The following is a 9291-nucleotide window of genomic DNA, read 5'->3' on the forward strand; positions in this document are numbered from 1 at the left end:
GGCCTGCGCGTCGGTGACGGCGCGCAGCGCCGCCGAGCCGGCCTCGTCGCGGGGCCGCAGGAAGTGCCAGTACTCCGCCGGCGGCACCAGCCGGCTGCCGGCCGCGAAGGCGGACCGCTCGTCGCCGGACGGGTAGCGCCCGAGCACGAAGCCGTCCTCGGCGCAGATCAGCAGCTCGCCGCCGGTGCCCCGGCCACGGCGCAGCAGCCCGAACGTGGTGTCCGCGCCGGGGAACCGCACCGCCGCCGCGAGCCTGCCGTCGGCGGCACCCGCCGGCAGGACGAACGACAGCCCGTTCACGGCCTCGCCGGACCAGCCGCCGTCCGCCGCGCGGCGGACCCGCCAGCCGGCCAGCCCGTCGGCGCGGCCCAGCGGGCTGTCGGACGACCGGGTGGGGCGCAGCCAGGACGCCTCGGCGTCGAGGGGTCGACCGTCGACGGTGCCGTCCTCGAAGAACGTCGGCCGGGAGAACCGGCCGGCCTCGCCCGTCGCGGGGTCGTACTCGCGCCAGCCCAACGGGTGGTCGGCGGCGCGCACCCAGTAGGTGTCGCCGTCGCTGATCACCCGGCCGCCGGTCCGCTCGGCCCGGTCGCCGACGCGCAACGGACGCCGGCCCAGGGTGCGCCCGCCGCCGGGCAGCGGCAACGACAGCTGCGGGTAGGTGGTGAAGGCGTCGTCGGCCAGGGTGAAGATGTCGTCCGGGGTGCCGCTCCAGTAGGCGGCCCGGTCCCGGCCCCGGTCCCAGCAGACCAGCAGCTGCCCGTCGACGTGGCGCAGCACCAGCCGCCAGCGGTACCGGTTCTCCCCGGCCGGGATCCGCATCAGGTGTTCCTGTTCCACCCCGTCCGGCCCGATGACCGCCACCAGGTCGCCGGTGAGCAGCAGCAGGTAGGGCCACTGACCGGTGAGCTGGACGTCCGCCCCCGACTCGCCGAGCCGTTCGGCGGCGGTGTCCAGGGCGGGCCAGCCGTACTCGTCGAGCAGGCCGGAGCGCAGCGTACGGCCGAGGACCGGGCCGAGGTCGTGGTCGACGAGCCGCCGTACCGCGTCGGGGTTGACCGCGAAGCCGGTCGGGCAGGCGACCGTGCCGACCCGGTCGAGGTGCTGGTCGAGCGCCGGCAGCCCCTGCCGCCCGACGGCGTCGGCGAGGGTGTCCAGCCAGCGCCGCAGGGCGGTCCGCAGGCCGGGCACCGCGACGATCTCCCGTACCCGGGGCGTCGGGTCGCGCAGGTCCCGCCCGCCGGTGCGCAGCCGCCGTTCGACGCCCTCGACCAGCATCGGCAGGAACCGGGGGTCGGCGGCGACGGCGACCAGGTCACGCCGGCCGTCGGTGTCGTCGGACAACCAGTTGTCCAGCCGGTGCCGGGCGTCGCCGGTCGGCTCCGCGACGGGCACCCCCAGCGCCAGGCAGGTGTCGAGCAGGTCGAGGTCGACGGCGTCGTGGTCGCGGCAGAGCGCGACCGGCACCCCGTCGGCCTTGAGTCGTCCCGCCATCCGCTCGACCAGGGCGAGCAGCCCGGGGTGCCGCTTGCGGACCCGCCAGGAGCGGCGTTCCCGGTGCTCGTCGAAGCGGCGCAGCCAGCCGGCGGGCCCGTCGGGCGACTCGGCCTCGGCGGGGACGTCGCCCGCCGGCCCGGTCAGCGCGCGGGTGGCGTCGGCCTCCTCCAGCACCGCCAGCCAGACGTCGTCGCCGCAGTTGCGGGGGGTGAGCCCGAGCAGCCGGCCGCGCAGCGCCGGGTCGGCTGCGGCGAGCCGGGCCAGTGGCTGCCGGTAGGCCGTCCAGAACGCCTCCGGGGCCCGGTGCAGGGCCGGGGCGGCGAGCAGCTCGCCGAGCACCCGCTCGTCCTCGGTGGCCGGGTCGAGGCCCGCGGCGCGGGCCAGCCGGCGCAGGTCGGTGTGCATCGCCGCGTACGGCGGCAGGCCGCCCAGGGTGCGCTCCACGCACAGCCGCAGGAACATCGCGTACGCGTCGGTGGGCGTGCGCCGGGCCGCCAGGTCCCGGGCGTGGCCGGAGAGCGCCTTCGCGGTCAACGCCCCGGCCAGCGCGAACTCCAGGAACACCGCGTGCTGGCGGTCCTCGTCGATGGTCAGGCCGTAGGCGCGTTCGGCGTCGCGGGCCTTGCCGAACATGGTCGCCGCGTGGGTGACGCTGTCGGCGGCGAGGAACGCCCGGCCGGCCTCCTCGTAGAACGTCGGCAGGAAGTGCGGCACCGACCGGGCCAGCCGCTCGCCGAGGGCGTTGAAGCCGTCCTTGGCCGGGCCGACCCGGGACCGCGCCGTGCGGGCCAGCCGCTCGATCTCCTTGACCAGGGCGAGCGCGTGGTGGCCGTTGGCCGGGTCGTGGACCAGCGCCCAGGCCGGGAAGCCGAGCGCCTGCTGGCGGACCACGCCGACCGGGGTCACCCGCTGCGGCCGGGCGAAGCCCAGGAACTCCATGGACAGGTCCTCGGCCTCGCCCAGCGCGTCGCTGACCAGCCGGACCACGGTCCGTCCGGCGAGGACGGGGTGGGTGTAGCGGCGGGCGGTCAGGGTGTCGCTGGTGTCGTCCTTGGCCACCACCGTGCCGACGGGCAGTACGGCGCCCGCCTCCAACAGGTCCGTCGGGTCGACGCTCACTGGTCCTCCTCCTGCTCTGCTGCCACGACCCGGCCGGCGTACAGCGCGGCGGCCATCCGGGTTCCCTCCGACCAGGCCACCGGGCCGACCTCGCCCAGCGGCAGGGCGGTGCCGTGCCGGTCGGTGAAGACGAGGTCACCGGTCTCGGTCTCGTAGTACGGGTCGTCCGCGCCGACCCAGGAGCGGGCCTCGACGGTGACACCGTTCTCGACGATCCGGCACACCGCGTTGCCGCCGCGTACCGGGTAGCCGAGCGACGTCGCCCGGGCGGTCAGGTGCCGGAGCTGGTCGTACCGGCCGCCGGCGTAGCCGCCGTAGCGGGTCGCCGTCGCGTCGACGTCCGCCCCCAGGACCCAGGTCTGCCGGAAGAGCTGGTCGACGGACTGTCGCACCTGGAGTTCGGCGGCGAACTCCCGCAGGTCGTCGAGGTCGTCGAGGGTGACCGGGTGGGGGATGACGACCCGGTCGGCGCTGCGGCGGACGCTGTCGCCGTCGAGGTCGACCAGACCGACCTGACCGTCGACCACCTCGCGGAGCAGGCCCACGCCGTCCGGGTCGCGCCGGCCCTCGTCGTCGAGCACCGCGACGACGAGGTCGGTGAGCGCGGTGCGCCACGCCTCGTCCGGCCACACCTCGGTCAGGACCGCGACCGGCACCGGCAGCGAACGCACCATCCAGCGTTCGATGTCGGTGCGGCACTGGGTCTCGTGCCGGGTCAGCCATTCGGTGAGCTGCCGCAGCCCCACCACGGTCGGATCGTCGCGCAGGGACGCCGGCACGGAACGCAGTTCCCGCCCCTTGGCGTTCCGGGCGACGACGTCGCCGTCGCGGAGAGTGACCTGGTAGCCACCCGACACCTCTGACCATCCCATGTGGACACCCCACGTCTCGACGGAAGAAGACACCGGAGGCTAGCCCACCCGGGCGACAAAGTCGGGCGGTCGTCCCGGCACCCGGCGACGGCCCCGACGACGACACGGCCGACTCACTGTCGGTGACCATCGACGGGTGTGACGGGAGAATGTCCACCGGACGACGTCGTCCGGTCCGCCCGGTGCCGCCACGCCGCACCCGTGACCGGCAAGGCTTCGCGGACCGGGTCCACCGGCGACCGAGGGGCCGCCCGGCGACTCGGCACCGGCCCGGGGCGCGACCCGGGCCCGCCGCGGACGACCGTGGAACCCCGCCGGCACAGGGATCGTGGAGCACGCCCGGCGGCTCACCGCCAGTGATGATTCTTACTCGACGACGGCCGCCGACAGCACTGTGACCGGCGGGGCGAATGAGCCGGGTGGGACCACCGCGAGTCAGGACACCGGGGCGACAACGACGCGTCCGGGCTGCCCCGACGCCGAGAACTGACCGAACGGACAGTGACCCACCGTAGCCTTTCTGCTGTCGGGCGGCTGTTCGACGGACAGCCGGCGGGGCGGCCGGATCGGCACTCTGGGGTCATCCCCGTTCACCTTCCGTGAGGGCCACCGACCATGTCGCAGCTCCTGCCCGCCGCCCGGGCCGACGTCCCGACCAGCGCGCCCGCCTCCCCCGCCACCCTGCCGGAGCCGGCCGCCGCCGTCGCCGCCAGCCCCGGGGCCCGCACCGCCGTGGTGGGCCTCGGGTACGTGGGCCTGCCGACCAGCCTGGCCCTGGTCGCCAGCGGCGCCCGGGTGACCGGGGTGGACATCTCCCCGGACCGGCTCGACGACATCCGGGCCGGCCGGGCCGACCTGCTCGACGACGACCGGGAGCGGCTCCGCGAGACGCTGCGGGCCAGCGACCCGGCGCTGCGCCTCACCACCGCGCTCAGCGAGATCGCCGACGCCGACACGGTGCTGATCTGCGTGCCGACGCCGGTGGACCGGCATCTCGCGCCGGACCTCACCGCCCTGCGGGCGGCCTGCGCGGCGGTGGTCGCCCACGCCCGCCCCGGCCAGACCATCGTGCTCACCTCCACCAGCTACGTCGGCACCACCCGCGAGCTGCTGGTCGCGCCGCTGGCCGCCCGGGGCCTGCGGGTCGGGCAGGAGGTCTTCGTGGCGTTCGCCCCGGAACGGGTCGACCCCGGCAACGACCGGCACCGGCAGGAACTCACCCCCCGGGTGGTCGGCGGCACCACCCCGGACTGCACCGCGCGGGCCGCCGCCGCGCTGGCCCGGATCACCCCGCTGGTGCACCGGCTCGGCTCGCCCGAGGCCGCCGAGATGACCAAGCTGCTGGAGAACACCTTCCGGGCGGTGAACATCGCCCTGGCCAACGAGTTCGCCGACCTCTGCCGGGACCTGCACCTGGACGTCACCGAGGTGATCGACGGGGCGGACACCAAGCCGTACGGGTTCATGGCCTTCCAGCCCGGCCCGGGGGTGGGCGGGCACTGCATCCCGTGCGACCCGCACTACCTGCTCTGGCAGGTCCGTGGCCAGCGCCGGGAGGCGCCCCTGATCGAGACCGCGATGCGGGGGATCGCCGCCCGCCCCCGCCGGGTCGTCGAACGGGTCCGGGAGCTGCTCGCCGGGGCGGGCCGTCCCCTGCTCGGGGCCCGGGTGCTGCTCGCCGGGGTGACCTACAAGCCGGGGGTCGCCGACGTCCGGGAGTCCCCGGCGCTGGAGATCATCGGTGAGCTGGTCCGGGCCGGCGCGCAGGTCGGCTTCGTCGACGACCTCGTCGACACGGTCCGCACCCCCGACGGCCAGACCCTGCACCGGGTCGCCGACCCGGCCGACCGGGAGTGGGACCTGGTGGTCGTGCACACCCGCCAGTCCGGCCTGGACGAGGCGTGGCTGCGCGGGCAGCCGATGGTGCTCGACGCCACCTACCGGCTGGCCGGGCTGCCCCGGCGGGAGGTCGTCTGAGATGCCGGTGACCGCCCCGGTCCGGCGCGGCCTGCGTCGGCTGCTCACCGTGCTCGCGCTGCTCCCGCTGATCGTGCTGCTGGCCCGCCAGCTGCCCCAACTGCCGTACGCCCCGCTGCTGGCGTTCTACGGCTTCGCCGTGCTCACCGCCACCGTCGGCGTGTTCTACCTGGCCTACGCCCGGTACGTCGACCCCGCCGAGGCCCCGGCGCAGCCCCGGCACGCCGCCGCGTTCCCGCCGCTGCCGCCGTCCCCGACGGTCAGCCTGCTGGTGGCGGTGAAGGACGAGGCCGACGGCATCGAGGCGTGCGTCCGGTCGATGACCGGCAGCGAGCACCGCCCGTTGCAGGTGATCGTGGTCGACGACGGCTCCACCGACGGCACCGCCGAGGTGCTCGACCGGCTCGCCGCCGAACTCCCGGTCACCGTGCTGCACCTGCCCCGCAACGTCGGCAAGAAGCGGGCCCTGGTGCACGCCGCCCGGCACGCCACCGGTGAGGTGCTCGCCTTCACCGACTCCGACTGCGTGCTCGCCCCGGACGCGGTGGGACGCTGCGTCGAGGCGCTACTGCGTCGACCGGACCTCGGCGCGGTCAGCGGCCACGCCCGCGCGCTCAACCCCGACGAGTCGCTGCTCAGCCGGGTGCAGGACGTCTGGTACGAGGGCCAGTTCCGGGTTTCCAAGGCGGCCGAGGCGTCGTTCGGGGCGGTCACCTGTGTCTCCGGCCCGCTGGCGGTGTTCCGGCGGGAGGCGGTGCTCAACTACCTGCCCGCCTGGGCGGCCGACCGGTTCCTCGGCGGCGAGTTCCGGTTCGCCACCGACCGGCAGCTCACCGGCTACGTGCTGGGGCAACGCTGGATCGGCGACCGGCTCAAGGCGCGCTTCGCCGACTCGCCGTTCGTCCGCGACGAGGACCATCCGCCGCGCGCCTGGCGGGTCGGCTACGTCCGTTCGGCGAAGGTGTGGACCACCGTGCCGGCCCGGCTGCGGCCGTTCCTGCGCCAGCAGACCCGCTGGAAGAAGAGCTACGTGCGGAACCTGTTCTTCACCGGCACGTTCATGTGGCGGCGGGGCGCCGGCCCGGCCGCGCTCTACTACGGGCACGCGCTGTGGGTGGCGCTGGCCCCGGCGATGGCCTTCTCCCACCTGGTCTGGGCGCCGCTGCGCGGCTGGTGGGCGGTGCCGCTGCTCTACCTGTGCGGGGTGCTGCTCAAGGGCACCGCGTGGGGGCTGGCCTACCGGCTGGACAACCCGGGCGACCCGCGCTGGGCGTACCGGCCGCTGATGAGCGTGCTCTCGGCGACCGTGCTGTCCTGGCTGCTGCCCTGGTCGGTGGGGACGATCCGGCGTGGCGTGTGGTCCCGGAGCACGGTGTGAACGCCGGGCGGCGGTTGCTGGCCGGGCTGGCCCGGGTGGCGCTCGCCCTCGCCGGGGTGGCGGCGCTGGTGCTGCTCTACGCGGTGGTGTTCACCCGGGGTGAGGTGCTCCGGTGAGCCGGCTCTGGCCGCGCGCGCTCGGCGGGCTGCTGTCGCTGGTCACCCTGCTGGTGGTGGCGGCGCCCTTCGGCGTGTCCTGGTATCTCGACGACCTGCGACGCCACGTCAGCGGGCAGCACGACACCCCGGTCACCCGGGTCGACCCCGCCGACCTGCGCCGCTTCACCGAGACGGCCGGGCGGCTGCCGGAACGGGCCGCTCCGGTGGTGGTCGCCTACCACGACATCCGGCCGCACGGCGACGACCCGGCGGCGACCGAGCCGACCGGCCGGGAGCACTACGTGGTCACCCCGGAGGCGTTCGACGCCCAGCTCACCGCGCTGCGCACCGCCGGCTACCGGACGATCTCCTCGGCCCAGTACGTCGACTACCTGCGCGGTGGCAGCGTCCCGCCCCGGTCGGTCTACCTCACCTTCGACGACGGCACCCGGGGGCTGTGGGCGTACGCCGACCCGATCCTGAAACGGCACCGGATGGTGGCCGCCTCCTATCTGATCACCGGGCAGGTGGGCACCCACCGGCCGTACTACCTGAGCTGGGCGGAGATCGACCGGATGCGCCGCTCCGGCCGGTGGGACTTCCAGGCGCACACCCACGACCTGCACACCCGGGTGCAGACCGCGCCGGGGCGGCTCGGCTCCCCGCTGACCCACCGGCGCTGGGAGCCGGACACCGGCACGCAGGAGAGCCTGGCCGCCTACCGGCAGCGGTTGACCGCCGACCTCGACGCGATGTTCGCCGCGTTCACCGCCCACGGCCTGCCCCGGCCGCGACTGTTCGCGTACCCGTTCTCCGAGATCGGGGACGCGACGACCGACCCGCAGGCGGCCGCGTTCAGCCGCGACCTGATCGCCGCGCGGTTCGTCGCCGCGCTGACCAACAAGTCGCTCGCCCCGCAGCCGAGCAGCCGCCGGTCGGCGGCCGACGGGCAGGTCGAGCGGGCCGAGGTGTACGCCCGGACCACCACCGCCGAACTGGTCAGCGCCGTCGTCGAGCGCACGGCCGTGCCCGCCGTGGTGACCGACCCGTTCGCCCGCGCCTGGGACTGGCGTGACCAGCACGGCGAGCCGATGACCGAGCTGTCCCCGCTGACCGGTGGCCGGTTCCCCGCCGACAGCCCACGCCGCGCCTACGGCACCCTGCTCGCGTACGCCAGCGCGGACTGGACCGGTTACACGGCCGACGCCACGGTGCGCGGCCTGCGCGCCGACGGCGGCACGGTGACCCTGCTGGTCGGGGTGAACGGCGACGCCACGGTCGCGGTACGGGTGACCCACGGCCGGGTGGCGGTGCTGCGCGCCGGCACGGTGGTCGCCGAGGCCACCGTGGACCCGGCCGCCACCCACCGGGTCACGGTCACCGTGCGCGACGGCGTGACGGTGGCCCGGGTCGACGGCGGCCCGGCCCTGCGGGTGTCCACCCCCACCGGGCCGGGGGCCACCGGCGGGTTGGCGGTGGCGATCGACGACACCGAGGGACGCGCCCACCCGTCGGTCGCCACCCTGGCGGTGACCGCCGCCGGCTGAGCGGCGGTCACTCCCGCCAGCCGGCCAGCTCGACGCCCTTGCCGAGTTCGACCCGGAATCCGAGGGTGATGTCGCCGCCCTCCCCCGGCCCGAGCCGCAGCCGCCAGGTCAGCTCGCCCAGCTCGGTGCGCTCGTCCGGCGGCGGGACGACGGTGGCCTCCCGGACGGTCACCGCCTCGTCGCGGGAGACCGGCAGCTGGTCGCGGACCTCCACCGTCGCCGGTCGCGGGGTGTGGTTGGCCACGCTGATCCGGTACTCCACGTCCCGCCGCCGGGTGGAGCCGAGCGCGGCCCGGGTGTCGGAGCGCCGGGTCAGCTCGCGTTCCACCCGGACCCGGTCGTCCACCCCGAGCGCCACCTCGGTCTCCTCGCCGGGCGCCCAGGTCGGCAGGCGGGTGGTGGCGACGAAGTCGGCGTCGTGGAACACCGCCGCCGGGCCGGGCAGCAGGGTGTGCGTGGAGGTGTTGCGGACCGTCGCCCGCAGGTGCGCCTCGGCGGCCCGCAGCGGCACGGTCACGTGGTCGAGGCGGACCGGCAGGTCCAGCACGGCGATGACGGCCCGGTAGGCGCTGCCGTCGGCGGGCACCGCCACCGGGCGGGCCGGCCGGTAGGTCGCGGCGGTGACGCCCTGCTCGACCTCGGCGACGCTGTCGCGCACCATCGGGCGTGGCTCGCCCGCACGGGCCGCCCCACCGCCGCCGGCTGCCGGGCGCACTCCACCAGCCGACGGTGCTCGGGTTGCAGCCCCGGCTGGCCGTACGGGTCGACAACCGCCGCGGCCAGCCCGAAGGCCACCAGGGCGA

6 protein-coding genes are annotated in these 9291 nt (G+C 75.8%); 3 read left to right on the top strand and 3 right to left on the bottom strand.

Annotation, left to right across the window (positions count from 1 at the left end):
- Positions 1-2616 (bottom strand): hypothetical protein (locus H1A17_RS32125; protein ID WP_228544649.1); only part of this gene is annotated, 2616 nt, incomplete at its 3' end.
- Positions 2613-3488, bottom strand: coding sequence for a DUF4132 domain-containing protein (locus H1A17_RS32130; RefSeq protein ID WP_194823636.1), 876 nt, complete (start codon positions 3486-3488; stop codon positions 2613-2615). The genes H1A17_RS32125 and H1A17_RS32130, both read right to left, overlap by 4 nt.
- A 615-nt stretch (positions 3489-4103) precedes the next feature.
- Between H1A17_RS32130 and H1A17_RS32135 the strand changes: the two genes are divergently transcribed.
- The 3 genes from H1A17_RS32135 to H1A17_RS32145 all read left to right on the top strand — a co-directional run bounded on the left by H1A17_RS32135 (position 4104) and on the right by H1A17_RS32145 (position 8488).
- Positions 4104-5465: a nucleotide sugar dehydrogenase gene (locus H1A17_RS32135; RefSeq protein WP_145919516.1), complete on the top strand. Its 1362-nt coding sequence runs from the start codon at positions 4104-4106 to the stop codon at positions 5463-5465.
- A 1-nt stretch (position 5466) separates the two neighbouring features.
- Positions 5467-6843 carry a glycosyltransferase gene (locus tag H1A17_RS32140; protein WP_145919515.1) on the top strand — a complete coding sequence of 459 codons (1377 nt, stop codon included), beginning with the start codon at positions 5467-5469 and terminating at the stop codon, positions 6841-6843.
- 112 nt (positions 6844-6955) lie between these two features.
- Positions 6956-8488: a polysaccharide deacetylase family protein gene (locus H1A17_RS32145; RefSeq protein WP_194823637.1), complete on the top strand. Its 1533-nt coding sequence runs from the start codon at positions 6956-6958 to the stop codon at positions 8486-8488.
- Between the two features lie 7 nt (positions 8489-8495).
- Here the strand turns inward: H1A17_RS32145 and H1A17_RS32150 are convergent, their stop codons facing one another.
- Complete coding sequence (locus H1A17_RS32150; protein WP_309236922.1) at positions 8496-9203, bottom strand: DUF4139 domain-containing protein; 708 nt, start codon at positions 9201-9203, stop codon at positions 8496-8498.
- Positions 9204-9291: the final 88 nt, after the last annotated feature.

The sequence above is a fragment of the Micromonospora sp. S-DT3-3-22 genome, assembly GCF_015354745.1.
Taxonomy (GTDB): Bacteria; Actinomycetota; Actinomycetes; order Mycobacteriales; family Micromonosporaceae; genus Micromonospora; species Micromonospora wenchangensis.